This window comes from Clostridia bacterium (assembly GCA_035561135.1).
Taxonomy (GTDB): domain Bacteria; phylum Acidobacteriota; class Terriglobia; order Terriglobales; family Acidobacteriaceae; genus DATMYA01.
Genome location: DATMYA010000008.1, coordinates 286,393 through 311,534 on the forward strand (window position 1 = coordinate 286,393; position 25,142 = coordinate 311,534).

Here is a 25,142-nt window from a genome sequence, read left to right on the forward strand (position 1 = left end):
GTCGCACGTCATGAATTCATTGTATTTCGGAACAAGCTCTAATTGTTCGTGTTTAAGCAGTTAGTAGCTATGCAAGAATACATACTGGGGTGGGTTGCGAAAATTGTTCAACTCCGTGCAAAGGCGGAAAACCTGCGTGGGGCGCCGAACCGGAAAAGATTCCTGGATCTGAAAGTTTGCAAGGCGAAGGGGCAGCGGATTGAAAGTTCTTACACACAAGTGGTTTATCCTGATTGTTTTGGTACTGGTCGTGGCCGGAGTAGCGGCTTTCACGCTGCGCGGCAAAGAGAAAACGCAATACTTCACGGGCAAAGCCGAGCGCGGCGACTTGCGCGCAGTAGTAGAAGCTACGGGTACGATCAATGCCGTGACGACCGTACAGGTCGGCTCACAGGTTTCGGGCAATGTTTCGAAGCTATTTGCCGATTTTAATTCGCGCGTGAAAAAAGGGCAGGTCATTGCCCGCATCGATCCCTCTATCTTTGAAGGCAATCTGAACCAGGCCCAGGCCGACATGGAAAACGCAAAGGCTAATCTGGCCGTTGCGCGTGCCAACCTGGAAAAATCGAAAGCCACGGCGCTCCAGGCGAAACAGGACTTGGAACGCACGGAGCGGCTGACCAAAGAAGGCGTCATGAGCCAACAGCAGCTCGACCTGGCGCAGTCGAACTACGATGCCGCGGCAGCGCAGGTGAATGCCTCGCAGGCCCAGGTAACACAGGCCTCGGCCCAAATCAAGCAGCGCGGGGCGGCAGTGCAGGTGGCCCAAACCAACGTGAACAACACGATCATCACCGCTCCCATTGACGGCACGGTGGTGAACCGCAATGTGGACGTTGGCCAGACGGTTGCCGCCTCCATGCAGGCACCCACTCTTTTCACGATCGCGCAGGACCTTACGAAGATGCAGGTCTATGCCAAAACGGACGAGAGTGACGTTGGCATGATCCGCCCGGGGCAGAAGGTAACTTTTAAGGTCGATGCTTTCCCTAAAGACGTTTTCACGGGTGAAGTGGTGCAGGTACGCATGAACGCGACAACCGTGCAGAACGTCGTGACCTATGACACGGTTGTGGAATTTGCCAATCCCGAGATGAAGCTGTTTCCGGGTATGACAGCCTATGTGACCATCCCGGTATCAGAAGCGGAGGACGCGCTGAAGATTCCGAATGGCGCTTTGCGCTATCGTCCCGACATGAGTCCAGATGAACTCAAGGCTGTGATGGCGAAGTACGGCATGGACCAGGGCGGACGTGGGCAGCGCAACGGAGCTACGAGTGCATCGGCCGGCAACGGTACGCGCCCGGGCGGTACTGCAACGGGAGAGAATGGCGCCACGGCGCAGTTTGGCGCGAGGAAACGCGCGGCAGCCGAGAACGCCGACCAGGCAGACGCCACAACTCCTGAAGTACAAGGGCCGCGACAGGTAAAGCCGGAAATGGCGCTGGTTTGGAAACTGCGGCAGGATAAATCGCTTGAACCGGTTCAGGTGCGGGTCGGCATTACGGACCACACCATGACGGAAGTGGCCGAGGTACTGAAGGGCGACCTGAAAGAAGGCGACGAACTGGTGATTGGCGCAGCTTCGGCAAACCGTGCGGTCGGCGGCGGCGCAACTCCGCGGCCTGGCATGGGTGGCGGCGCAGGCGGGCCGCGCATGAGGTAAGCGAGGCGGAAGCCGGTTGCATCGAGCGTCCGAGCCCTCCCCGGGAATCAGGGAGACAGGGTTCGGACGCAGCAACATTTCATCACAGCATTAGCAATTACAGCACCAGCCGGGACTTCAATGGATCTGCTCACAAGAGAACGACAGGAAGACTCACTTAGCACGGCGTCGAAGCCGGTACTACAGGTTCTGGACGTGCACAAGTACTACGAACTAGGGGAAACGCGTGTTCATGCGCTTCGCGGAGTGACGGTCGATATCAACCGAGGCGAGTTCGTCGCAATCATGGGCGCGAGCGGCAGCGGAAAATCGACTTTCATGAATATTCTTGGCTGCCTGGACAAGCCAACCAGCGGACAATATTTCCTCGAAGACACGGATGTCTCAGGACTGACGAAGAAAGACCTCGCACTGATACGGAACCGCAAAATTGGGTTCGTGTTCCAAGGCTTCAACCTCCTTTCGCGCACGACCGCGCTGGAAAACGTCGAACTGCCGACGCTGTACGCGCGCATCGACAAGGCTGAACGCGACAAGCGTGGAAAACAAGCGCTTGAACTGGTAGGCCTGGGAGAGCGAGTGGATCACTTCCCTTCCCAACTTTCCGGCGGACAGCAACAGCGAGTGGCCATCGCGCGGGCGCTGGTGAACAGACCCGCCATACTGCTGGCCGATGAGCCGACTGGGAACCTGGACAGCCGAACGTCTGTGGAGATTATGGATATCTTCCAGACGCTCAACGCCGAGGGATTGACGATCGTACTGGTGACGCACGAGCATGACATCGCACAGTTTGCGAAGCGGAACATTTTCTTCCGAGACGGCAAGATCAAGCGCGACGAGTTTGTGAAGGATCGTCCACTGGCCAGCGAAGTATTGCGAACGATGCCCACTGTTGACGAAGACTGAAGAGAATCATTCCTACACGCGCATGGCCCATATTCGCGACACGCGATCGGCACAGGGAACTGACAACTTACTATGGACTTAATTTCGATTTTACGGATTGCGCTACGGGCGCTGGCTCGCAATAAGATGCGCTCCAGCCTGACGATGCTGGGCATCATCATTGGCGTCGGCGCGGTGATTGCCATGGTTGGCGTGGGCCAGGGGGCGCGCCAACAAGTACAGGACCAGATTGCGGCCATGGGCTCGAACATTTTGTTCGTCGGCTCCGGTTCGGTGAACCGCAGCGGACAAAGAACCGGATTTGGCGGCACCAAGACTCTGGTACAGGGCGACCTGGACGCGATTATGCGCGAAGTCCCCACGATCAAGGCTGCGGCTCCGAGCAGCGGTACAAGCGTGCAGATCGTGTTCGAAAACCAGAACTGGTCGACGCGTGTCACAGGAACCACGCCTGCCTATTTCGAAGTGCGCTCGTGGCCTATACAAAAAGGCTCCGTTTTCACCACAGGCGATGTGGAAACCGCGGCGAACGTCATCATCATCGGCGATACGGTACGCAAGAATTTGTTTGGCGACACGGACCCGATCGGCAAGACGATCCGGGTGCGCAGCTTGCCATTCAAGGTGGTGGGCGTGCTGAGCGTGAGGGGCTACTCGGCAGGCGGCATGGGTGGCGATCAGGACGATACGGCAATTCTCCCGATCACGACCCTGCAAAAGAAACTAACGGGTGACACCTGGCTACAGGGCATCATGCTCTCGGCAATATCTCGTGAGGCAAGCTATGCGGCGCAGTCGCAGGTTGAGGCGCTGCTGAGGGATCGCCATCGTATTCGTCCCGCTCAGGACGACGATTTTTTTGTTCGCAATATGGCTGACTTTGCTGAGTTGCAGGACCAATCGAGCGCCGTGTTCACCTACCTGCTGGGTTCGATCGCAAGCGTGTCGCTGCTCGTGGGCGGGATCGGCATCATGAATATCATGCTGGTGAGCGTGACGGAGCGTACGCGCGAAATCGGTATTCGGATGGCGATTGGCGCGACCGAGGCGGACGTGCAGCGGCAGTTCCTGATTGAGGCCGTGGTGCTGAGTTTGATGGGAGGCGCGATCGGTATCTTGCTTGGAGTCGGAACCTCGTTTGCCATTACGAACCTGCTCGGTTGGGCAGTGCAGGTTTCGCCAATCGCGATCGGCACGGCGGTCGTGTTCTCAATGGCCGTAGGCGTTTTCTTCGGCTTCTATCCCGCCAGGAAAGCTGCGCGCCTGGACCCGATCGAGGCGCTTCGCTACGAGTAACAGTTGCAAATTCCCAAGAGCGGCGGCGATGATGCCGCCGTTTTTTCTTGCCAGATAATTGCTGTGACGCTCAGGGCTTGCACTTCGCGGCCATTCCAGCTACCTTATGCCACTTGGAAATGTTTGCACTGTTTCCGATGCTCATCCCAGGAGGTGAGCCATGAAAATATCGAAGGTCACTACGTTCCTGCTTGCTCTCTCCCTCTTCGCCGTTCTGATTGCATCCGCCTCCATTACCCCAGCGCAAGCCGAATCGAAACAGGGCAAGGAGCCTATGGGATTCAGCCAGGAGAAGGCGACGCATCACTTCTACCTGCTTAAGAATGGCGGGGCCGTGGAAATCTCCGCCAAGGACCCGAATGACGCTGCGACCGTGAAAGCGATCCAGCAACATCTCGAGATGCAAGCGAAGGCATTCGAGAAAGGCAACTTCGATACGCCCATCCAGGTTCACGGAAAAGTTCCAGATGGCGTGCCGATACTGAAGAAGCTGAGAAAAGAAATCACGTTTGAATCTCGCCAGACCGACACAGGCGCCGTGTTGCGCATGTTTTCCATCAACGCCCAGGCGAAGCAGGCCATTCACGACTTCATGAAGTTTCAGATCACCGAGCACAATACGGGCGATTCGATGGTCGTGGAATAGGTCTCAAACACGATAGAAGGCTGGCCGCCAGGCCAGCCAGTAGGCTCATTCGTGAACGAGCGCGCTATCCCCGCCCTACTTGTCGCAGAACGCACGATTTTTTCACTCCGCGATTCTTTCACTGACAGTAGTTATCGATTGTCTAGTTCACGCGCTTCTTCACGCACATGTGCGAAGCGGCGTCCGAGGTAGAGCAGATATGCGATGTGAATGACCCAGGTCACGACGTAAGCGGAATAGAGAAAATTCATTTCGTATGTGCCTCCGGGTCAAGCAATGCACGCTCTGCGTGCGCTTCTTCCACCTGCTGTTCCATTATCTGAAGGCGATATCGAACCCAAATCAGCATGATCGCAAGCGCCGAGAATGCGGCGAAGTTCCATAGCAATGCACTGAGCATGGCTGGGTGAATGCCGGAACCCTCTCCACCGCCGATCACAGGCTGCGGATGCTGCGTGCGGAAGTAGCGAATGGAGAGATACACGATCGGCACGTCAACAAAACCAAAGATCGCGAGCGCCGCTGCGAGTACCTGCGTCTGGGCTCCGGCGGCAAAACGGCGAAGCACGAGATAGCTGACGTAGATAAGCCAGAGCACGAGCGTGCTTGTAAGGCGCGCGTCCCACGTCCACCAGATGCCCCACACAGGCTTCGCCCACAGGGGACCTGTGATGAGGACCACCGTGCAGAAAACGACACCAACTTCCGCTGTCGAGAGAGCAACAGCGTCTGCGCGTTGACTGCGCTGAACCAGATACCAAATAGACGCGAGGAAGTTCGCGAAAAAGCAAAGGAACGCCACCCACGCCGATGGCACGTGATAGTAGAAGATCCTCTGCACATTGCCCATGGTCTGCTCCGTCGGCGCGCCGACCATTCCGGCGTAGAGACCGTACGAGAGCAAGCCAAACGTCACGAGAGCGAAGATCAGAAATCCAGGTTTCATGAGTTTCTCAAGTCCAGCGTGAAGGTTGCACGTAGGTGCAGCATCACTCGGCGTTCAGTACGGTTTCAAAGAGAAAAATACATACCGTCGTAAAAACCACATCGTAAACAGCTAGCAACTGTATCCAGAACTGCGGTGACGCTTCGCCCGTAAGGATCATGCGCGTGCCATCGACCATGGCGATGAGCGCGGGAATCGAAACAGGAAACAAGATCAGCGGAAGCATGATCTCGCGGCTGCGAGTCCGAATCGAAATCGCGGCGAAAAACGTTCCATTGACCACGAGCGCCCACGTGCCGAGGAGACCGATGACGGCCAACTGGTAGATAGGCCCGATGGCGCGAAGGTCGTAGAAGACGACGAAGAGCGGCGTCATCACCGCCTCGAGCACGCAGACGAAGATGAAATTCGCAATTGCCTTGGAAAGGAATAGTGAAACCGGCGGAGCGGGCGAGACGCGGTAGGCGTCCAGCACCTGGTTGCGTAGCTCACGTGCCCACGTCTGGTTAAGCGCGACGACCGCGGCGAAGAGGAACGATACCCAGATGAGCCCGCCAGCGACGCGACGCGATTCCTCCGCCGTGGGTTCGAAGGCAAAGCTGAAAATAACGACGACAAGCAACGCGAAAAACAGCATTGAGTTGATGGCGTCTTTCGAGCGCCACTCAAGGCGAAGGTCTTTGACGAGCGAGTTGCGCAGAACGCGGAATAGTCCGGGGCTGGCGATCGTGGGCCCGGCAATGGCGGCGGTGCGGCTCATCGTTGCACCTGGTTTTGCATCTGCCCGTACGGAGTAAGCAGGTGTGCCGGGATTCCGTGAAGGCGCTCGACAATGCGACCGCCGGCCATGAGCACAGCTTCGTCGGCGACGGGCTCCATTAGCGCCGCCTGATGCGTGACGACGAGGATAGTCTTTCCGCAATCGCGCATGGAGCCGAGCAAGGCAGCCATGGCGCGCGCGGAATTCACATCCACGTTGGAGAAAGGCTCGTCGAGCAGAAGCAATTCCGGATCGTGGATAACAGCGCGAGCGAGCGAGACACGCTGGCGCATGCCTTGGGAATACTGTCCGACGCGGCGCTTCAGCGTAGGATCGAGTCCGACGCGACTGATTGCCTCGGCACAACGCGCGTCATCGTCAAGGCCATACAGTCCGGCAAAGTAGCGCAAATTCTCGAGGGCGTCCAGTTCGTCATAGACGAGCGGAGCGTGGCCCATATAGCCGAATCGTGGAGCGATGGATTGCAGGTCGGTAGTGCCGAGCACGCGAACCGTGCCACGCGTGGGCTTGAGTAAACCTGTCAGGGTGCGCAGGAGCGTACTCTTGCCAGCCCCGTTATCTCCCAGGATTACGTAGAGGCGGCCGGGGGCGAAGTCTGCGGTGATGCCGCGCAACGCTGCGAACCGTCCGAAGTGCCGCACGAGATCTGAAATAGAGACAGCCGGTTGAGTACCGGCGGTTACGGATTCCGGGATTTGCGTTGATATCACTTTCCGAGTGCAGCTGCCGGTGCGGCCTGCGCCTTTTCGCTGGCAGGCGCGCCGGGTTGCGACTGCTGTTGCGGAGCATACTTCGAGGCGCACTTGGCCTGAAGCTTCTTGGCATGGAAGACGCCATCACGCCCGTAAGTACCCTCGGCCAACGCCTGCGATTCGTCTTTGAAAGTGTCAGGCGGAGCTTCGGTTCCGTTATAGATGACTGAAAGCAGTCGCCCTTCTTCGTTCAACGAGAACTCAACGCGCGTGCCCTGGCGTTTTATGGAGCCAGGCTGCACATTTCCGGCGACGCGCAAGCGTTTGCTGTACACGCTGCCGTCCATGCCCTGGAGTTCTTTGATCGTGACGTAATAACTTTTGCTCTCCTGCGCGCCGGTGAAAGCGAGATAGCCAAGAGAGAGGACGACGATGCCGATAGCGACGCCGAACTGCACGTACTTTTTCCTCTGCGCAGACATACAAGAAAGAAGATGCTCTCTAATGCGTTCAGGACGCACGATTTTAGATTTGAAACCACCCCGTTGGGCTCAGACTACGCCGACCGCGGGCGAAGGGTCAAGCGCGGAACCCAGAAATGGCGGGTACACCGAGGGGTATAATTGTCGTTTCCAACGTACCCGAGAGGTCGCAAATAGCTATGACTGGAAGTAACGGAACGAACGGGAAGGACAGCGCCGTGCCACAGCCACGGGCAGAGTGGATCGCACGTCGACGTGAGGAAGCCGCGCGCACCGGCGACACCAATATGTCGCAGATGCACTTTGCGCGAAAAGGCCTGGTCACAGAGGAGATGTTGTACATCGCCGAGCGCGAGCAGATCACGCCCGAGCTGGTACGCAGTGAAGTCGCTGCCGGCCGCATGATTATTCCCGCAAACGTGAACCATCCCGAACTGGAGCCGATGTGCATCGGCGTGGCCTCGCTTTGCAAGATCAACGCAAATATCGGCAACTCTGCCGTCAGCTCGAATGTTGACGAAGAACTGAAGAAGCTGCATACGTCCGTCCACTACGGTGCGGACACGGTCATGGACCTCTCGACTGGCGGCGACATTCACTCCATCCGCGAAGAAATCCTGCACCACTCCCCGGTTCCGATTGGCACCGTCCCTATCTACGAAGCGGTTTCGAGAGTGAAGCGCATCGAAGACCTGACGGCCGACATCATGCTCGAAGTCGTGGAGGAGCAGGCGGCACAGGGCGTAGATTACATGACCATCCACGCGGGGTTGCTGGTCCAGCACCTGCCGTTGGTGGCGCGGCGCATAACAGGCATCGTGAGCCGTGGCGGCGCAATCCTGGCGCAGTGGATGGCACACCATCACAAGCAGAACTTCCTCTACGATCGCTTTGACGACTTCACGAAGATCATGGCGAAGTACGACGTCTCGTACTCGCTCGGCGACGGCTTGCGTCCAGGCTGCATAGCCGACGCTAGTGATGAAGCGCAGTATGCCGAGTTGAAGACGCTGGGCGAGTTGACAAAGAGCGCGTGGAAGCGCGACGTGCAGGTGATGATCGAAGGTCCGGGCCACGTTCCAATCGATAAGATCAAGGAACAAGTGGACAAGGAAGTGGAATGGTGCGATGGCGCGCCGTTCTACACACTTGGACCGCTGGTCACGGATATCGCTCCGGGGTATGACCACATTACATCGGCCATAGGCGCGGCCATGATTGGCTGGTACGGCGCAGCGATGCTCTGCTACGTGACACCGAAGGAGCACCTCGGCCTTCCGAACGACAAGGACGTAAAGGACGGCATCATCGCGTACAAGATTGCCGCACACGCGGCGGACCTGGCGCGGCATCGTCCCGGCGTGCAGGAGCGCGACAACGCCATCAGCCACGCACGTTACGTTTTCGACTGGGAGAAGCAGTTCGAGCTGTCGCTTGATCCCGAAACGGCGCGCTCGATGCACGATGAAACGCTGCCCGATAAGTTTTATAAGGAAGCTGCGTTCTGCTCGATGTGCGGCCCGAAATTCTGCTCGATGAATTACTCCTCCAAGGTCGATGAGTACAACAAGCAGGTACACGGGCTTGAGAAGACGGACTACTCGGGCCTGGTAGAGAAGGTAGAAAAGTTGGTTCACCTCAAGTAAGCCGAACGTTCGTCTTCAAGAACGTTGGCAAAAATCCGCAACGAAAAGAGCCGCGCCTCGTGTGCGGCTGTTTTGTTATCACCAGTTGTATCAATCGAGATCTGAGGCGATCCTGACACCATCGCGTGTCTGCGGTTTGCGAGTTGATTGTGAGCGACGCAACTGGCGGGTCCTAACCTGACCACTCGCCTTCCGCTTGGCGCTCTTTCGCGTGGCCGGTTTGCGAATAGTGCTGCGGGTTGAGTTCGCTTGCGCAGTTCCGGATGGGGACGAAGTCAGATTTGGAGCAGGAATCTTCACTGGCCCGAACGGCTTGTCCTGTTGCATAGAAGAAGTGGCACGGAGTTTCTTCACATCGAGCGGGTTGGCGGGGCGGCGGTTTGCTAACGCAGCGAGCAGGAGTATAAGGGCGATCGTGATCACCGCGGCAGCAACGGCTGCTTGCTTATACGCACGCTGCCTCAGCCCCTGGCGCGATACGGAATGCGTCACGGCGCCGGTCGCCGGAATGTGCGGCGGACGAATTCCTGGCGTAAACCGTGGCGGATTCAAGCCCGCAACTTCGCTCGCCCTCGATACGGCCGGCGGCACGGGAGAGTGTGTCGGCGTCGACTGCGAGGCCTCCTGTTGGGAATCCTTTTTCTGCGATTGCTGCTCCTCGCGGTTGCGGTCGTTGGTCGCGGTTGGCTCAACTGGAGGTTCTACGTAAGACTCACGCTGGCGTTGCTCTTCACGCTGCGGCTGAACATGCGAGGCTTGCTCCGGTGCACTTCGCGCTGTTTCCGCATGGGCGCGCCGCGCAGCTTCTTCCCTGGCGAGAACTTTGTCACGCGCCATTTCCGACTCTCGGCGCTCCTGGCCGACAACTTCGGCGCGCACAGGCGGCGGTTCTTTGATGGACTGACTCGCGATGCGCTCGCGTTGTAAGCGTTCCCGCAGTTCGCGATCTGAACGCTCACGTTCGAGTTGCGCGGTACGCAACTGTGCTGCCACACGTGCGCGTTCCTGCTCCTGTGCTTCAATTTCCGCATCTCGCAAGGCACGACGTTCGGCCTGGCGATGGCTATGGGCGACAAGGGCCGCACGCAGTCGCTCGCTTCCCTGTTGCAGGCACTCAGCGGCTTTTGCTCGGACAACGCTCAGCAGCCCCCCAAACTTGGAGATAAATCCAGGAACGCCCCGCTCAGCATCGCGACGGAGACGCAGGGATTCCGCGTATGGCGAATAGAGGGAAAGGTCGTCCCGGCGGAGAGGTTGCGAATCCGGCTGTGTGGCGAACGCCGTATTGCGACCAAGCACTCCGGGAGCGACGTAGATAGGAAGACCTGCCATGTTGAGTTCGGAGGCGCGCGTCATCGCGTCGTCCGTCGCCAGGCGCTCGACGCGAACTTCCAGGTCTGCTTCGGTCGCACACTTCTGAAGCGGATGCACGTACTCGAGTTCAAAACCGGCGGCACACAGTTCCGCGACGAGCTGCGAAACAGCCTGGGGGTCATCCGTTCGGATGCGTGCCAGTGGCATCAAAACACCTGTTCAATAAAGTTCGATGTAGCGGCATGCAGAAGCAGCAGGTATTTAGACGCAGATTCGGAGCATAAGGTGGCCAGAGGAAAGCAGCAGTTGGTGCGATCCACGCCCTTTAAGGACTACGAGTAACGATCTCAGTGCAAGTTGGCGAAGTCCATGCCCTCGGCGTATTGCAACCCGGCGATCTGCGTTGCCCGGAACTGTACTTCGAGATACGCCTGCATGATCTCTATGTGGAGGAGTTCACGCTCATGCGGAGTGCGGCACTCCGTACGGACACGGTCGAGCGCAAGGTAGCGATCGTGGGCTTCAATGAAGCGATGCATGGCGGGGTACATAGGGCAGGAATACTCCTGCTCGAGTCGAATGAAAATACGAGCAACGCCTTAAGCGCTCTTAAGGAAATAACGCTGGCCGCGCATAAGGGACTGAGCCGATGAAGTCGGTCAGAGATGACGGTACAAATTACGCCACATATTCTGATGGGCGCACCCATCTACTTCGCGCCTTCAAGCGCGGCCGCAGCCCGATTGAGCGCCGCCTTTAGCGTAGCTAACTGCTTGTTCATGCGTTCCGCATCGTTCTTGTCGATTGCTTCGTTCACCCCTGGGATAACAACCGCGGCGTATCCGGTGTATTCGCCAGGAGCGTAGATGGCGTGCCGAAACCACGGCCTGTTGGGAAGCCCTTCGGTAAGCAGTGCGCGCTCGGCGGCGCGCAAAGCAGAGTTCAGGGCCGGCAGATTTGCGGTGCGATTCCGCTGCAAATCCCAAGTCGATTTGCCAGCGGCCTGAAATCTTCGCGCAGCTTCCAAAGGTTCAGCGAAGGCGGTTAATGGAAGACTGCTCTCTTCGGCGCGCTTGCGAGCCGCCTCTATGTAGCTGATGATTTCCTTTCCGTACTGCGCGTAATCGTAGGGCAAGACATCGGCCTCGGCCATGCGAAGCACTTCAAGGCCAAGGATGCGCGCCATCTGCTGTTCGTAGGCAAACGTTGGGTCGCCGAACTTCTTGAACCACGCGAAGTTGTCGAAGACAGAGTGATAGACGCCGTATGGGCCACCGGAGCCCACGTCGGTGGACGGCACGCCGAAGTGTTGCAAAAAGGCGGTGTAGTCGGAGCCACTGCCGAGATCGCCAATATGAACGTCTTCGGTGGTCTCGGCGGCAGGCGCACGGCGCGGCAGCCCGCTTACGTCGGGATTTTGCTGTGAAGGCTTGCGCCCTCGTTCAACCGTGGTTCGCCACACCTCGTACACGTTCGCGCCCCTCGGGCTTGGCACGGCACGCGTGATGTCGCGAATGAACTGCTTCAGGCTGGGAACGGCGGAGGCTCCGAAGTTAGGGCCGGCCACCGCAACGTCGGTATTGAAGTATGCCACCGCATCCCTGAGCTGAGCGGCGTATTGCTCGGCAAATTCAGTGGAGCCCATCAAACCCTGTTCTTCGGCATCCCAGCTTCCAAAAACAATCGTGCGCTTGGGCCGCCAACCAGCCTTGATTAGCGTTCCGAGGCCGTGAACCGCCTCCAGCATTGCAGCTGTTCCGCTGACCGGATCGACTGCGCCGTACACCCATGCGTCGCGATGATTACCGGCGACAACCCACTCATCCGGGTAGGTGCTGCCGCGAAGCGTGCCAACTACGTTCCAGATGGTGCGGTACTTGTAATCCTGCTTGAGGTGCATGCGCACGCGGACGGGACCGGGGCCGACGTGGTAAGTGAACGGAAGCGCGCCCTGCCATTCGCGGGGCGACTCCGGCCCAGCGAGATTCGCCAGGAGTGGCTGCGCGTCGGCATACGAAAGTGGCGTGGTTGGGATCTTTGGCAGGTTCGCCGCCTTCTCGGGCGGAGTGCGGCGCGAGTCAGGCAGCGTTGGAACAGAGGCAATGCCCGGCGTCGTTGGGTCGCCGGGATACTGAAACATGTACTCGATCGATCCGCGCTGCACGCCCGTTTCCGGACGATACGGTCCACGAGGATACATATCGCCACGGAAAAAACCGTCATCAGCGGGATCGGAGTAGATGATGACCCCGGCTGCGCCGGCCTGTTCGGCGACGAACGACTTCACGCCACGGAAATTCTGGCCATAGCGAACAAGGATGATCTTGCCGCGAACATCTATGTTGAAATCCTTCAACTTCTTGAGGTCTTCCGGACGCCCGTAGTTGGCGTATACGACTTCGGCTTCCACATCGCAGGAAGGCGAACCGCCGTTGAAGGCGATCACAATGCGCGGGTCGTTCTGGAACGGGTCATCGGCGACGCGCTCCGGTGTTGGCCCTCGCATCTTCAGCGTGGGCGGAGCCGAAGTCTCCACAGTAACCTCGACGGGATAATTCATCCAAACCTTGTACTCTTCGATGCGCGTCTCCAGGCCTGCTTCACGGAAGCGCTGGGCAACGTACTCCGCCGTCTTGAAATCCTCGATCGTACCGGACATGTGCGGCGCGGCGCTGAGCGTTTGCATGTGCTGCTCCGCCATTTTGGGATCGGGCACGGCCATGAAGCGCTCTTCCAGTTGCCGCTGCACGGCAGCGTTGCGAAATCCAGTGATGGCAGAAGCTGCAAACCTGGTGTCCGACTGCTGCGCGGGAGCGGCGGGTGCGAGAAGTGCAAGGATGAGAACAGCGGCAAATAGGCGCTTCATAGCGCTCCTGGCTAACGGAGACTTTTGGTCACACGCGTGAACGCAAAAAGAACGCTACAGCTTACACTAGGAAAGGCGCGGTACAAACGCGAAGGGACCTCGACTTGGACGAAAGCAGACGCGGCGACACAAAAGAAGAGCAATCCTACTTACCGGGCGAAGACGTAAGCTCCGGCGCTACGGACGACCGCGCCTTGCAATCCATTGCATCGGACGAGACCGTTGCTCCGCAGATTGCGCCAGGCTCAGTGACCATGCCGCACGTCGTAAGGGCGCTGCGGCATCGCGATTTTCGCCTCTTCTGGGGCGGCAATTTCCTATCGAACATTGGGACGTGGATGCAGAGCGTCGCGCAGGGCTGGCTGGTGCTGCAACTCGCACCAAATAACTCGGCCTTCTGGCTCGGGGTGATAGGCTTTGCCGCTTCAGCGCCTATGTTGGTGTTCACCATGATCGGCGGCGTGATTGCCGACCGCCTCGATAAGCGCAAGCTGATGATGTGGACACAGTCCGCGATGATGCTGACGGCTTTTGCGATGTGGGGAATCACATTTACGCACGTCGTGAACATTCCCTTGATCGTACTTCTCGCGTTCATCAACGGACTGGCGATGTCGCTGAATTCTCCGAGCTACCAGGCGCTAGTGCCGGAACTTGTACCGCGTGAAGACCTGGCGAACGCCATCGCGATGAACTCTGCGCAATTCAATATGTCGAGGGTGCTAGGGCCAACGCTGGGAGGATTTGCCATGGCCTGGCTCGGCATTTCCGGAAACTTTTTCCTGAATGCGTTGAGCTTTGTAGCCGTGCTGATCGCACTGGCTCAGATCACTTATCCGCCGGTGTATCCCGCGAACGGCAGTACGACACTCTGGGAAACGCTGGGAGAAGGCTTCCGGTACATCTTCGATCACAAGGAGATGCTGCTACTGCTTGTGCTTGTAATGCTGGCAAGCGTCTTCGGTATCCCATTCGTGATCTTTGTACCTCTGTTTGCGAAAGAACTGCTGCACCTCGGGGAGCGTGGCTTTGGGTTGCTGCTGGCCTCGCAAGGAGTTGGCGCGTTCCTTGGCGCGGCCACCATCGCCTATATCAGAAGCATCCCGTGTCGTGGACGATTCGTAGTTCGCGCGGCAGTCTCGTTCTATGTCTTCATCATCCTGTTCACGTTCTCGCGAAATTTCATACTTTCCTCGATACTGCTGGCGGGGATCGGTTATTGCATGGTGCTGATGGTCGCAACGGTGAATACGCTGCTCCAGCATCTTTCTGCCGACGAAATGCGTGGCCGGGTGATGAGCATGTACGCGACTGCTTTCCTGGGCTTTGCTCCCATAGGCAGTTTGCTTGCCGGTTCTCTGGCGGAAACGCTTACCGCGCCCGTCGCAATCGCAGCACTATCCTCGATCGCACTTGTGGCGACGATTGCGATCTACTACACGCGTACTGAGTTGAGGTGCGTGGACTAGCGCGGCAGCACGCACCGCGCACAGGCATCTGCGGGCTGATTGTTTGCAGCCGCTTTCGGCAACGCACGAGCCGCCAGAGCGCCCGCAACGAACATGCCAGCGGCGCACACGGCCGAAATCCACGTGCCAGTACGCCCGGACTCCAATTCGTGCGTCTGCATGCCGATATTCGTGTAGTGGTACACCAGGTTCCATCCCCAGTGCATCCCCACCGTGAGCCAAACGGAACGCGTAACGTAGAGTGGCCACGCAAATGCGATTCCGAGCACGAAGAGGAACGTCCACAATGCGATTCCACGATCGAGCACGTAGATGTGATTGAGGACGAAGATCAGCGCCGAGACAACGACGAACACGGCGCCGGTACGCCAATTGCCGTTTCGGAGCACATAGGATCGGGTCAGCACATCTTCCGAAGCCGAAGCGAAGAATGAGCCGACGGCAATGCCCAGCATGGGCAGCAACAGCGCCCGCAGCGGGACGAAAGCATCCACGGCATAAAGACCGGCCCTGTTGCCGATAAGCTGGGCGAAGGCGGAGAACGCGATGCCAATCGCCAATCCTACGATCAGGTTGAACCACCAACCACGGTGAAGAAGAAAGTAGTATCCACGCAGGCCATCGGTCCCCATTGCGCAACTGACGAAATAGGCGACCAGAAAGAACACCGCGCTGACGGCCAGCCAGACCAGGCGATTTGGCAGCAAGTAGTCGTAGATGCCCTGCGGGGCCTGGTAACAGATGAATAGAACGGTGAACCCGCCGAGAATCTGCAGTGATCTGGCTTTCTTCATTGATGGAAGAGCGCTCCTGCTTCCGAATATAGAGCGCGATTACTTTCGCTTCACGACTTTTTTTGCGGCTTCGACGATGTAAGGAGCGGCAAGCCCGTATTTCTCCATTAACTGCTCGGGCGTGGCGCTCTCGGAGTAGGTGTTGTTGATGCCGACGAATTCGATGGGCACGGGACGTGACATAGCTGCGGAACGTGCGACCCGCGAACCGAGACCGCCATCGAGCAAGTGCTCTTCTGCGGTAACGATGGCACCGCACTCGCTGGCGGCCAGCGCAATCGCTTCGTGGTCCAGCGGCTTGAGCGTGTGCATATCGAGAACGCGGGCGGCGATTCCCTCTTCCTGCAACTGCGCCTGCGCTTGGAGCGCGTACCCAACTTCGAAACCACACGCAACGATGGCAACGTCGCGTCCAATGCCATGTAACTTGGCTCTGCCGATCTGGAAAGTATCAGCTGCGGAATAGATGATCGGCGCCTTGGCGCGGCCGGTTCTCATGTAGCACGGGCCGACCAGCTCCGCCATCTGTTTGACGAGCGCACGCGTAGAAAACTCGTCAGCTGGACACAGTACGGTAAAACCGGGAAGCGCGCAGGCAAGAGCGAAGTCCTCGACCGACTGCTGGCTCGGACCGTCTTCGCCGATGGAAATGCCGCCATGCGATCCGACGAACTTGGCATTAACGTGTGGATACGCCGCGCACATCCGTAACTGGTCGTAGCCCTTATCACAGAGGAACACAGCGAAAGACGAGGCAAATGGCAGTTTGCCGGCCAGCGCGAGTCCGCCTGCGATTCCGACCATATTGGCTTCTGCAATACCAACGCTGAAGAAGCGGTCGGGAAACTCCTTAGCGAAGGTGGCGCTGAAGGTGGACTTTGCAAGGTCGGCATCGAGTACGATGAGGCTCGGATTCGTGCGGCCAAGCTCGGCCAGCGCTTGTCCATAAGCTTCGCGAGTCGCGACACCCATCTTCATTTCGAATTTGGTGCTAATAGTTGTCATGTTCACGCTTCCGTGTTCACGCTGGCCGTTGATTGTGCGTTTGTGATTTACGCGAACTTCGCTTCGAGTTCTTTCACTGCGGCTTCCACTTCTTCGGGCTTGGGAGCTACGCCGTGCCACTTCACGTTGTTTTCCATGAATGACACGCCCTTGCCTTTGACGGTGCTGGCGATGATTGCCGTTGGCCTCTCGCTCATGTTGGCGCGAGCCTGCTCGAGTGCGGGGATGACCTGCGCGAAGTTATGACCGTCGATGTCGACAGCATTCCAGCCGAAGGCGCGAAACTTTTCCGACAGGGGTTCTACGCGAACAATTTTCTCGGTCCAGTCATCAAGCTGTTGCTTATTGTTGTCCAGAATGACAGTCAGGTTGTTCAGCTTGTGGGCGGACGCAAACATGGCGGCCTCCCAGTTCTGGCCTTCCTGGATTTCTCCGTCACCTACCATGACGAAAGTGTGAAAGTCCTTGTTGTCGAGCTTTGCCGCAAGCGCCATTCCTATGCCGATGGAAATTCCCTGCCCGAGCGAGCCGGTTGAAGCCTCAAGAATGGGCAACATGCGTCGATCCGGATGTCCCTGCAAAGGCGAGTCTAGCTTGCGCAGTGTCGGCAGCAATGCCGCATCGATGTATCCGGCCGCCGCGAGTACGGCATAAAGCGCGGGGACGCCATGGCCCTTAGAAAGGATGAAGCGGTCGCGGTCAGGCCAGTCCGGGCGAGCGGGATCATGATGCAGCACGCGAAAATAGAGAGCGGCGAGCAACTCCACTTCCGACAAGGAACCGCCCGGATGCCCGCTGCCGGCGGCACCAATCATCCTGACGATGTCAATCCGCAACCGGTTCGACAGACGCTTGAGTTCATCGATGGATTCGATCCGTTGAGCTGTCATGAAAGTCGACTCTCCTGGCTTCTGCTGGCGGGCAGATGGAAGGGCGCAATCTATTGATGCGCACTGGCCCACACAGGCGAACAGTCTGATCATGGGTCCGACGGTGTCAACATCACAGGGGTGTTGTGAGTTACGCCGCTGGCGCGGGAACGCTCCCGGCCTTGGTACCGCGTGCGAGTTGCGGAAGCGCCTGCGGCGGCTCTTCCATCCACTTGCGTATTCCGGGCAGCGCCTGTCTCATACATTCCTCACCGACGCTGATCAGCTCGCCAGAGCGGTCAAACGCGTCATAGGAAAATCCGTCTACATTGGGTTCGAGCACGAGGTCGGCATACGCCTTCCAGTACCCTGTCATTCGTGCCTGTGCGATTGAGAAGCACTGGCCGATAACATCGAACAGGTGACGAGGCCCGCGTAGCTGAACCCAATGCGCGCTGAGATAAACGCCAATGACGCGGTCTGCGCCCATGTCGCGCAAAGGTAACGTGGGCACGGCGTGCGCGAGCATGCCGTCCACCAGCATTCGGCCATCGAGTTCCACCGGGAGGAACATCCCGGGATAGGCGCAACTGGCGCGAGCAGGTCCGAGAAGCGGGCCCGAGCGGAAGACAACGCCTTCGCCGGTAATGAAATCGGTGGCGGCGATGGCGAGTGGAGTCTTGAGTTCCTCAAAGGTCTTTGCCCGCACGATGCGGCTGAGGAAGGTTTCCATGCGATCGTTGTTGCAGAAGCCGTAGCGCGAGAGTGTCCAGCGCGCAAAGTCGCGGAAGCGCACCAGCGAAGAAATCTCCTCCAACTGACGGGCAGAAACTCCGCTGCAATAAGCAGCACCGATGATCGCACCAACACTCGTTCCGGCGACGAAATCCACCGGAATGCCTTCTTCTTCCAATACCTTGAGAACGCCAATGTGGGCGATACCGCGCGCGAATCCGCCACCTAACGCCAGTCCGAGCTTGGGACGCTGGTAGGGCGCGGGAAGCGACGGCGCAGGGCGGCGATTAAGTTCTGTGGTGAAAGCGCGGAAGGACCTGGCGAACTTCGAAAACGGATTCACGGTTGGCTGCGGCTCAGTGTGGCCTCGCTACTTAGGATGCAGAGCCCTTGCGCTGCGATGCACTACATGGCCGCACCCTTGATGCTACCTAAGCTGCTGGCTGCCTTCGGCGTATAGCTTGTGGGCAATCCGAAGAGTATTGGCGTGCGCCTCGGCCGTCCGCTCGATCGGGTCGCCATAGCCGCCGCCGAGAGTCACTACAACAGGCACGTGCGCAGCACGGCAGGCCTGCAACACGAGGCGATCACGGTGGCGAAGTCCGTCTGTGGTGACGGCGAGCCTGCCGAGCAGGTCGCAATCGAGCGGATCGACACCGGACTGGTAGAAGATGACCTTCGGCACGAACTCGAATACGCGCGGCAACACGTTCTCCACGGCAGCAAGGTATTCCTCGTCGGCTACGGCATCTTCCAGTTCGACATCGATCTTGCTGCGCTGCTTGCGGAACAGAAAATTCTTGCGTCCGTGAACAGACAACGTAAGCACATTCGGGTCGTGCTCGAAGATGAGCGCGGTGCCATCGCCCTGGTGAACGTCGAGGTCGATAACGGCGGCACGATGCAAGCCGTGCTGCTTTCTCAGCCAGTGAACAGCAACGGCAATGTCATTGAATACGCAAAACCCGGCACCTTGATTGCGGAACGCGTGATGCGTGCCGCCGGCGAGATTGCCTCCGAAGCCAAATGCGATGGCTCGGGCGGCTGCGGCGAGCGTTCCGCCCACGCTGGCCAGTGTGCGACTTACCAGCTGCTCTGACCATGGAAAACCTATTCGCCTCTGCACTTGTGCCGGCAAGGCGCCGGCGAGGAACTGGTCGACGTACTCCGAATCGTGCGCGAGCTTGAGAGTCTCGACTGGAGCAAACGGCGCGGCAACGAACGAAAACTGGCCGTCCCCCATGAGCAGTTCACGGAGCAGACGATACTTGCGGACGGGGAACCTGTGCCCTTCCGGAAGCGGGATTTCGTGATGATCGCAGTAGTAGAGTGTGCTAGTCATTCAACTTCGAGTGGTAGCCGGCCACCGACAAGCCGTCCGTCATTGTAAACATAATGTGGATGCGTGAAAGCCTTGCCACGAGAGCGTCTCGGCTGTTTTGAAGCCGGTCGGGGGCTGCCGCAGAGATGCTTGTCAGGCAGGCGTCGCGTCTGTAACACTAGCCTGCTTCGCATTTCCAAGGAGAGGCCGGTTCTGACGACCGTTCGCGAAATTTCGGCTGGAGGTATCGTGCTGCGCTTCTTAGGAGGCGCTTGGCATGTGGCCGTTATCGAACCAGAAACACGAAACAGCGACGACGCGGCCAAGCCTGGCGCGAAACAGAAGACCATCTTCGCGTTGCCAAAAGGCGCGGTCGATCCAGGCGAGCGTCCCGAGCAGGCCGCGGCTCGCGAGGTCTTCGAAGAAACAGGCGTGCGCGTCCGGCGCATTGCAAAACTTACGGACATCAAGTACTTCTACCAACGCACATGGGGCGGTCGCGAGCGCGTATTCAAAGTCGTAAGCTTTTACCTGTTCATCTATCGCTCGGGAAAACTCGGCGAGATTGCGCCAGAGATGCGCATAGAGGTTCGCCAGGCGGATTGGCTGCCGCTGGAGGATGCTCCTCGCAAGCTTAGCTACAAAGGCGAACGCGAGGTTGCAAAGCTGGCACTGGAATACGTGCGCAACAACCCTGACCTGCACGAGCGTGCGCTGGTTCCACCCGCGCAGGGGCGTAGCGGAGACGTCGCGCATTCGGGGAATCCCGGTCATCGGGGAAAGCCCGGGCGTCCAGCAGGCCAAAAGATTCGACCCAAGAACGATACGAAGCGCGGCTGAGTCCGCGGAGGGAATTCTTGCCACAAACGTTGCACATAGAGAAGCACTTCACGTCGAGCGCTACCGTGCGCGATGTCGTAATCGGAATGGCCGACGGGCTGACCGTACCTTTCGCCCTTGCCGCCGGACTGACCGGCGCGATCGATGTGAGTCGAATCGTGGTAGTGGCCGGCTTGGCGGAAATAGCCGCGGGATCGATTGCAATGGGATTGGGCGGCTACATGGCTGCCCGCAGCGACGCCGAACACTACGTCAGCGAGCGCGAACGCGAGGTGCGCGAGGTCAGCGAGAAACCGCAAGAAGAAGCCGACGAAGTCACGGAGGTGTTCCAGACATATGGACTTTCTCCCGACGAAAGTGGGCCGGCGGTGGCGGCGCTCTGCCGGCGCCCGAAAGATTGGGTGGACTTCATGATGCGCTTCGAACTCGGGTTGGAAGCGCCAGATCCAAAGCGGGCCTACCGGAGCGCGGTAACAATCGCCGGATCGTACATTGCCGGAGGCCTCATTCCACTCTCACCTTACATGCTGACCCACTCTGCGAGTTCGGCGTTGGGGTTTTCTGTTTTTGTCACTTTGGTGGCGCTTGGCGTCTTCGGCTTTATCAAGGGGCGATTTACCGGGATGAACCCTCTCCGCAGTGCGTCACAAACGGTTGTGATCGGTGGCACAGCCGCGGCCGCAGCCTTTCTGATTGCGCGCTGGATCTCGTAAGTCACACATTCTTAGAAATTTGCTTGACTGAATGAGCGCTCATTCAGTATGTTTATATCAACTTAATACGGCGCGCATCGTTGCCATCCTCACCCCACATTTTCGATGCGCGCCCCTCCTATTTTCAGGGCTTTTTTCTTTATAGAACATTTCTTCGGGGCCTTATCGCGCTGGGGATTTCACAATGCTTTGCAACGGCAGAACCTTGCTCGCGAAGAATTGCCATGCCCCACGTGTGCCGCATCCAATCCTAAGTAGTTCGCCAGCGCGCAGGTATGCGCGCCAGTTTCCCTGCCCTAACGGACAATGCCATTCGCGAGCGCTTCTCACGGCCACACTGCCGTCCAGCTCCCTTTGCGAATGCTTCGGAGACGCACGCTGATGCAGAAGAGGATTGAAAGAGTCGTCGTCCTTGGCGCCGGGACCATGGGCTCCCGAATCGCCGCTCACCTCGCCAACGCCGGAATCCCCTGCTATCTGCTCGACATCGTGCCACCTGGCGCTGAGGCGAAGGCGCGCAACAGCTTCGCTGAGATGGGACTGGAGGGCGCCAAAAAATCGAAGCTGGCGGCGTTCTTCGAACCGAACCTTGCGAGGCTGGTAACGGTTGGCAACTTCGATGACAACCTGAAGTGGGTCGCCGAGTGCGACTGGGTCATCGAGGCCGTCGTTGAAAACCTTGAAGCGAAACGCGAGCTGCTAAAGAAAGTGGAAGCGGTACGCAAGCCGGGCACCATGGTTACCACGAACACGAGTGGATTGCCAATTGCGTCAATCGCCGAAGGATTCTCCGAGGACTTCCGCCGCAATTGGTTTGGTACGCATTTTTTCAATCCGCCGCGCTACATGCGCCTGCTGGAGATCATCCCTACGCCCGCCACGGATCGCGCCGCGATGGACGCTGTTGCGCACTTCTGCGACTTGCGCCTGGGCAAGGGCATCGTGTGGGCGAAGGACACGCCAAACTTCATTGCCAACCGTATCGGCACGTTCAGCGTGTTGAACGTGATGCGACTCATGCAGGAGCTGGATTTCTCAATCGAAGATGTCGACGCGCTCACGGGCACGACTGTGGGCTGGCCGAAGTCGGCGACGTTCCGAACAATCGACATGGTGGGGCTCGACATCCTTGGTCACGTGGTGACGAACATGACGGCCAGCGCGGCAGCCGCTACGGACGCGACCGGGTCTGCCACTTCCACGCGCACGCTCGATGAACGCGGCGACCTGAAGCTGCCTGACTTCTACCGGCAGATGATTGAGCGCAAGATGCTCGGCGACAAGACGAAGGGCGGCTTCTACAAGAAGCAGAAAACCGCCCAGGGCGAGGAACGCCTCGGGCTGGACTGGAAGACGCTTGAGTACCGGCCAAAGCTGAAACCCAAGTTTGCCGCTCTCGAGATGGCAAAGAACGTGGAGAGCCTGCCGGAACGCCTGCGGATACTGATTGGCATGGACGGAGCGAAGCTCGACAAAGCCGGCCAATTCCTGTGGACCGCTCTGAGCGAATTGTGGACCTATGCGGCGAATCGCATCCCTGAGATATCCGACACGGTTGTCGAGATCGACCGCGCGATGAAGCTGGGCTTCAACTGGGAGATGGGGCCGTTCGAATTATGGGACGCCGCCGGAGTACCGCGGACCGTCGAGCGCATGAAGAAAGAAGGGCGCGCGATCTCTCCTAACGCTGAGAAGCTGCTCGCGACGGGCAACAAGTTCTGGTACAGCGAAGCGGCGGGCACCGCTTCCGGTCGCTCCTACTTCGACTTCGCGAGCGCCGGGTACAAGGAAGTGAGCGTTCCGGCAGGCGTCTGGTCCGTGGAGGTCGCACGCAAGCAGTCCAAGGGCGTGGTGAAGAAGAACGCGGGCGCATCGCTGATCGATCTTGGCGACGGCGTGGGTTGCATCGAGTTCCATTCAAAGATGAACGCGATTGGCGGCGACATTACCCAACTCATTCAGCAAACACTGAAGCCCGGCGGCGCGGGTGATCAGTTCGACGCATTCGTCATGACCAATGACGCGCAACACTTCTCCGTGGGCGCGAACATCATGCTGTTGCTGATGGCGATCCAGGAAGAAGAGTGGGACGACATCGACGCGATGATCAGCGGCTTCCAGGGGATGACGCAGCTCATCAAGTTTTCGTCGAAGCCCGTCGTAGTCGCGCCGTTCAACATGGCGCTCGGCGGTGGATGCGAAGTCGCGCTACATGCGCCGGTGCGCCAGCCACATGCTGAGTTGTACATGGGACTGGTGGAAGTCGGCGTCGGGCTGCTGCCCGGAGGCGGCGGATGCAAAGAGATGACGCTGCGCGCGGTGGATGCGGCGACGGCCATCCGCCCCGATGGCCGTGGCGAGTCTGTGGAGCTGATGGAGGCGATGAAGAAAGCGTTGGAGACCATCGCGATGGCGAAGGTTTCCACCAGCGCCTACGAAGCGCGCACGATGGGATTTCTCGGCCGTCAGGACGACATCACGATGAACCGCGAGCGCGTGTTGTCTGACGCGAAAGCGCGTGCATTAGAAATGGTGAAGATCGGCTACAAGCCTCCGGTCATGCGCACCGATGTGCCTGCGCCGGGCGAGAACATTCTGGCGACGCTGAAGCTGGGCATCCATCTAATGAGGCAGGGCGAGTACATCACCGATCACGAAGTGAAGATTGCAACCAGGGTGGCGGAGGTACTCTGCGGTGGCGCTGTTTCGCCAGGCACTCCGGTGAGCGAACAATATCTGCTGGACCTGGAACGCGAAGGATTCAAGTCGCTCTGCGGCGAACGCAAGACGCAGGAGCGCATCCAGTACACATTGAAAACGGGAAAGCCTTTGAGGAACTAGCTCTGCGCCGATGAGCTATAGAGCTATGCAGTCGCTGAGCGCGGCAGCTCAGGCTGCAAGAGGACAGGACGAATATGCGTGAAGTCGTGATTGCATCCGCCGTCCGCACGCCGGTCGGCAAAGCTTACAAGGGAACACTAAGGGCGACGCGGCCGGACGACATGGCGGCCATCGCAATTAAGGGCGCGCTCGCGGCTGTCCCGCAGGTGGACGTGCGCGAGATCGACGACGTGATTTTGGGCTGCGCCATGCCGGAAGCAGAACAAGGCATGAACGTTGCCCGCATAGCCTCCCTTCGCGCGGGCCTGCCGGTCGAGGTCTCGGCCATGACGATCAACCGCTTCTGCTCCAGCGGACTTCAGGCGATCGCGATGGCGGCCGAGCGCATCATGGCCGGCGGTGCAGAAATGATCATTGCAGGCGGCACAGAGAGCATGACGATGATTCCGATGGGCGGCCACAAGGTTTCCTGCAATCCGTGGCTGGTGGAGAACTATCCGGACGCGTACCTCTCGATGGGATTGACGGCTGAACGACTCGCGACGCGTTACGGCATTACGCGGGAGCAGGCCGATGAGTTCAGTTACCAGAGCCACCAGAAAGCGCTGAAGGCAATCGCCGACGGCAAGTTCGCGGACGAGATTGTGCCTGTGCCGGTGAGCTTCACGGTGCCGGCGAATGGCGCGTCGGCAACGGGACGCAGCGGCGCGGCGGCGAAGCTGAAACGCCAGGAGCTTGTCTTCACAGTCGATGAAGGGCCACGCGCGGATACGACGCCCGAAGCGCTTGCTGCGCTGAAGGCGGCATTCCATGTCAGAGGCATTACGACGGCCGGCAACTCTTCCCAGATGAGTGACGGCGCGGCGGCTACGGTGGTGATGTCGGCCGAGCGCGCGAAGACACTGAGTATCAAGCCGCTGGCGCGGTACGTGGCATTCGCAACCGCCGGATACAAACCGGAGGAGATGGGCATTGGGCCGGTGTATGCAATTCCGAAGGCGCTGAAAATTGCGGGATTGTCGATGGATGACATCGATGTCATCGAACTGAACGAGGCTTTCGCGGCGCAGTCATTGGCGGTCATCAAGGAAGCGGGACTCGATCTGAAGAAGATCAATCCGAACGGCGGCGCAATCGCGCTTGGGCATCCGCTGGGTTGCACCGGCGCGAAGCTGACGGCGACGATCATCCGCGAGTTGAAGCGGCGCAACGGAAGGTACGGCGTCGTGACCATGTGCGTCGGTGGGGGCATGGGCGCGGCGGGGATATTCGAGAACATCCAATAAGCAATCGATTACAACGGGGTGAGGC

At 58.8% G+C, this 25,142-nt stretch carries 23 protein-coding genes; 10 read left to right on the top strand and 13 right to left on the bottom strand.

The genetic code is table 11. The features are described from left to right. The first annotated feature begins 199 nt into the window (after window positions 1–199). The 4 genes from VN622_01445 (at window position 200) to VN622_01460 (ending at window position 4,517) form a co-directional block, all read left to right on the top strand. Window positions 200–1,666 (top strand): efflux RND transporter periplasmic adaptor subunit, encoded by a 1,467-nt coding sequence (locus VN622_01445; GenBank protein ID HWR34517.1) that lies wholly within the window; start codon window positions 200–202, stop codon window positions 1,664–1,666. A 120-nt stretch (window positions 1,667–1,786) separates the two neighbouring features. Further along, window positions 1,787–2,575, top strand: a complete 789-nt coding sequence (locus VN622_01450) for an ABC transporter ATP-binding protein (protein ID HWR34518.1) — start codon at window positions 1,787–1,789, stop codon at window positions 2,573–2,575. 72 nt (window positions 2,576–2,647) lie between these two features. Then, on the top strand, window positions 2,648–3,871 hold the full coding sequence (locus tag VN622_01455; protein ID HWR34519.1) for an ABC transporter permease: 1,224 nt from the start codon (window positions 2,648–2,650) through the stop codon (window positions 3,869–3,871). Window positions 3,872–4,031: 160 nt separating this feature from the next. Next, window positions 4,032–4,517 carry a hypothetical protein gene (locus VN622_01460; GenBank protein ID HWR34520.1) on the top strand — a complete coding sequence of 162 codons (486 nt, stop codon included), beginning with the start codon at window positions 4,032–4,034 and terminating at the stop codon, window positions 4,515–4,517. 131 nt (window positions 4,518–4,648) lie between these two features. Here VN622_01460 and VN622_01465 read toward each other — a convergent pair whose 3' ends face one another. From VN622_01465 to VN622_01485, 5 genes are read right to left on the bottom strand one after another with little or no spacing between them, the layout of a single operon-like run. Further along, a complete protein-coding gene (locus tag VN622_01465; GenBank protein ID HWR34521.1) occupies window positions 4,649–4,768 on the bottom strand; it encodes a CcmD family protein in 120 nt (39 codons plus the stop codon). After that, the gene (gene ccsA / locus VN622_01470; protein HWR34522.1) at window positions 4,765–5,463 is read right to left on the bottom strand and encodes a cytochrome c biogenesis protein CcsA; all 699 of its coding nucleotides are present in this window, start codon (window positions 5,461–5,463) and stop codon (window positions 4,765–4,767) included. Before ccsA ends, VN622_01465 begins: the two co-directional genes overlap by 4 nt. 43 nt (window positions 5,464–5,506) lie before the next feature. Next, window positions 5,507–6,223 carry a heme exporter protein CcmB gene (locus VN622_01475; GenBank protein HWR34523.1) on the bottom strand — a complete coding sequence of 239 codons (717 nt, stop codon included), beginning with the start codon at window positions 6,221–6,223 and terminating at the stop codon, window positions 5,507–5,509. Continuing rightward, entirely contained in the window at window positions 6,220–6,954 is a 735-nt protein-coding gene (locus VN622_01480; protein HWR34524.1) for an ABC transporter ATP-binding protein, read from the bottom strand. The genes VN622_01475 and VN622_01480 overlap by 4 nt, the downstream gene beginning before the upstream one ends. Then, the gene (locus tag VN622_01485) at window positions 6,951–7,418 is read right to left on the bottom strand and encodes a cytochrome c maturation protein CcmE (GenBank protein HWR34525.1); all 468 of its coding nucleotides are present in this window, start codon (window positions 7,416–7,418) and stop codon (window positions 6,951–6,953) included. Before VN622_01485 ends, VN622_01480 begins: the two co-directional genes overlap by 4 nt. A 179-nt stretch (window positions 7,419–7,597) precedes the next feature. On the opposite strand from VN622_01485, the gene thiC reads away from it, so the two are divergent. Further along, window positions 7,598–9,064 (top strand): phosphomethylpyrimidine synthase ThiC, encoded by a 1,467-nt coding sequence (thiC, locus tag VN622_01490; GenBank protein ID HWR34526.1) that lies wholly within the window; start codon window positions 7,598–7,600, stop codon window positions 9,062–9,064. A gap of 90 nt (window positions 9,065–9,154) precedes the next feature. Here the strand turns inward: thiC and VN622_01495 are convergent, their stop codons facing one another. The 3 genes from VN622_01495 to VN622_01505 form a co-directional block, all read right to left on the bottom strand. Continuing rightward, the gene (locus VN622_01495) at window positions 9,155–10,585 is read right to left on the bottom strand and encodes a hypothetical protein (GenBank protein ID HWR34527.1); all 1,431 of its coding nucleotides are present in this window, start codon (window positions 10,583–10,585) and stop codon (window positions 9,155–9,157) included. Window positions 10,586–10,725: 140 nt separating this feature from the next. Next, window positions 10,726–10,929 carry a hypothetical protein gene (locus tag VN622_01500; GenBank protein HWR34528.1) on the bottom strand — a complete coding sequence of 68 codons (204 nt, stop codon included), beginning with the start codon at window positions 10,927–10,929 and terminating at the stop codon, window positions 10,726–10,728. 158 nt (window positions 10,930–11,087) lie between these two features. Next, the gene (locus VN622_01505; GenBank protein ID HWR34529.1) at window positions 11,088–13,244 is read right to left on the bottom strand and encodes a M28 family metallopeptidase; all 2,157 of its coding nucleotides are present in this window, start codon (window positions 13,242–13,244) and stop codon (window positions 11,088–11,090) included. A gap of 104 nt (window positions 13,245–13,348) precedes the next feature. On the opposite strand from VN622_01505, the gene VN622_01510 reads away from it, so the two are divergent. Next, window positions 13,349–14,713: an MFS transporter gene (locus VN622_01510; protein HWR34530.1), complete on the top strand. Its 1,365-nt coding sequence runs from the start codon at window positions 13,349–13,351 to the stop codon at window positions 14,711–14,713. Here the strand turns inward: VN622_01510 and VN622_01515 are convergent. The 5 genes from VN622_01515 to VN622_01535 all read right to left on the bottom strand — a co-directional run bounded on the left by VN622_01515 (window position 14,710) and on the right by VN622_01535 (window position 19,458). Next, entirely contained in the window at window positions 14,710–15,507 is a 798-nt protein-coding gene (locus VN622_01515) for a type II CAAX endopeptidase family protein (protein HWR34531.1), read from the bottom strand. The two genes, VN622_01510 and VN622_01515, sit on opposite strands and share 4 nt — an antisense overlap. Window positions 15,508–15,546: 39 nt before the next feature. Further along, the gene (locus VN622_01520) at window positions 15,547–16,512 is read right to left on the bottom strand and encodes a transketolase C-terminal domain-containing protein (protein HWR34532.1); all 966 of its coding nucleotides are present in this window, start codon (window positions 16,510–16,512) and stop codon (window positions 15,547–15,549) included. Window positions 16,513–16,559: 47 nt separating this feature from the next. Next, the gene (locus tag VN622_01525; GenBank protein ID HWR34533.1) at window positions 16,560–17,402 is read right to left on the bottom strand and encodes a transketolase; all 843 of its coding nucleotides are present in this window, start codon (window positions 17,400–17,402) and stop codon (window positions 16,560–16,562) included. Between the two features lie 130 nt (window positions 17,403–17,532). Next, complete coding sequence (locus VN622_01530; GenBank protein ID HWR34534.1) at window positions 17,533–18,459, bottom strand: patatin-like phospholipase family protein; 927 nt, start codon at window positions 18,457–18,459, stop codon at window positions 17,533–17,535. 84 nt (window positions 18,460–18,543) lie between these two features. Next, window positions 18,544–19,458 carry a histone deacetylase gene (locus VN622_01535; protein ID HWR34535.1) on the bottom strand — a complete coding sequence of 305 codons (915 nt, stop codon included), beginning with the start codon at window positions 19,456–19,458 and terminating at the stop codon, window positions 18,544–18,546. Window positions 19,459–19,686: 228 nt separating this feature from the next. Between VN622_01535 and VN622_01540 the strand changes: the two genes are divergently transcribed. From VN622_01540 to VN622_01555, 4 genes are all read left to right on the top strand, one after another. Then, on the top strand, window positions 19,687–20,277 hold the full coding sequence (locus VN622_01540; GenBank protein ID HWR34536.1) for an NUDIX domain-containing protein: 591 nt from the start codon (window positions 19,687–19,689) through the stop codon (window positions 20,275–20,277). A gap of 17 nt (window positions 20,278–20,294) precedes the next feature. After that, window positions 20,295–20,990, top strand: coding sequence for a VIT1/CCC1 transporter family protein (locus tag VN622_01545; protein HWR34537.1), 696 nt, complete (start codon window positions 20,295–20,297; stop codon window positions 20,988–20,990). 381 nt (window positions 20,991–21,371) lie between these two features. Beyond that, complete coding sequence (locus VN622_01550) at window positions 21,372–23,831, top strand: 3-hydroxyacyl-CoA dehydrogenase NAD-binding domain-containing protein (protein ID HWR34538.1); 2,460 nt, start codon at window positions 21,372–21,374, stop codon at window positions 23,829–23,831. Between the two features lie 74 nt (window positions 23,832–23,905). Beyond that, window positions 23,906–25,117, top strand: a complete 1,212-nt coding sequence (locus VN622_01555) for an acetyl-CoA C-acyltransferase (protein HWR34539.1) — start codon at window positions 23,906–23,908, stop codon at window positions 25,115–25,117. Window positions 25,118–25,142 lie beyond the last annotated feature (25 nt).

Excerpts from the sequence above, each read along its gene's own strand:
- VN622_01455 (HWR34519.1), top strand. The coding sequence starts at position 2,648 with ATGGACTTAATTTCGATTTTACGGATTGCGCTACGGGCGCTGGCTCGC.
- VN622_01535 (HWR34535.1), bottom strand. The coding sequence starts at position 19,458 with ATGACTAGCACACTCTACTACTGCGATCATCACGAAATCCCGCTTCCG.
- VN622_01485 (HWR34525.1), bottom strand. The coding sequence starts at position 7,418 with ATGTCTGCGCAGAGGAAAAAGTACGTGCAGTTCGGCGTCGCTATCGGC.
- VN622_01555 (HWR34539.1), top strand. The coding sequence starts at position 23,906 with ATGCGTGAAGTCGTGATTGCATCCGCCGTCCGCACGCCGGTCGGCAAA.
- VN622_01450 (HWR34518.1), top strand. The coding sequence starts at position 1,787 with ATGGATCTGCTCACAAGAGAACGACAGGAAGACTCACTTAGCACGGCG.
- VN622_01475 (HWR34523.1), bottom strand. The coding sequence starts at position 6,223 with ATGAGCCGCACCGCCGCCATTGCCGGGCCCACGATCGCCAGCCCCGGA.
- VN622_01515 (HWR34531.1), bottom strand. The coding sequence starts at position 15,507 with ATGAAGAAAGCCAGATCACTGCAGATTCTCGGCGGGTTCACCGTTCTA.
- thiC (HWR34526.1), top strand. The coding sequence starts at position 7,598 with ATGACTGGAAGTAACGGAACGAACGGGAAGGACAGCGCCGTGCCACAG.
- VN622_01460 (HWR34520.1), top strand. The coding sequence starts at position 4,032 with ATGAAAATATCGAAGGTCACTACGTTCCTGCTTGCTCTCTCCCTCTTC.
- VN622_01520 (HWR34532.1), bottom strand. The coding sequence starts at position 16,512 with ATGACAACTATTAGCACCAAATTCGAAATGAAGATGGGTGTCGCGACT.
- ccsA (HWR34522.1), bottom strand. The coding sequence starts at position 5,463 with ATGAAACCTGGATTTCTGATCTTCGCTCTCGTGACGTTTGGCTTGCTC.
- VN622_01525 (HWR34533.1), bottom strand. The coding sequence starts at position 17,402 with ATGACAGCTCAACGGATCGAATCCATCGATGAACTCAAGCGTCTGTCG.
- VN622_01505 (HWR34529.1), bottom strand. The coding sequence starts at position 13,244 with ATGAAGCGCCTATTTGCCGCTGTTCTCATCCTTGCACTTCTCGCACCC.
- VN622_01500 (HWR34528.1), bottom strand. The coding sequence starts at position 10,929 with ATGTACCCCGCCATGCATCGCTTCATTGAAGCCCACGATCGCTACCTT.
- VN622_01465 (HWR34521.1), bottom strand. The coding sequence starts at position 4,768 with ATGAATTTTCTCTATTCCGCTTACGTCGTGACCTGGGTCATTCACATC.
- VN622_01495 (HWR34527.1), bottom strand. The coding sequence starts at position 10,585 with ATGCCACTGGCACGCATCCGAACGGATGACCCCCAGGCTGTTTCGCAG.
- VN622_01550 (HWR34538.1), top strand. The coding sequence starts at position 21,372 with ATGCAGAAGAGGATTGAAAGAGTCGTCGTCCTTGGCGCCGGGACCATG.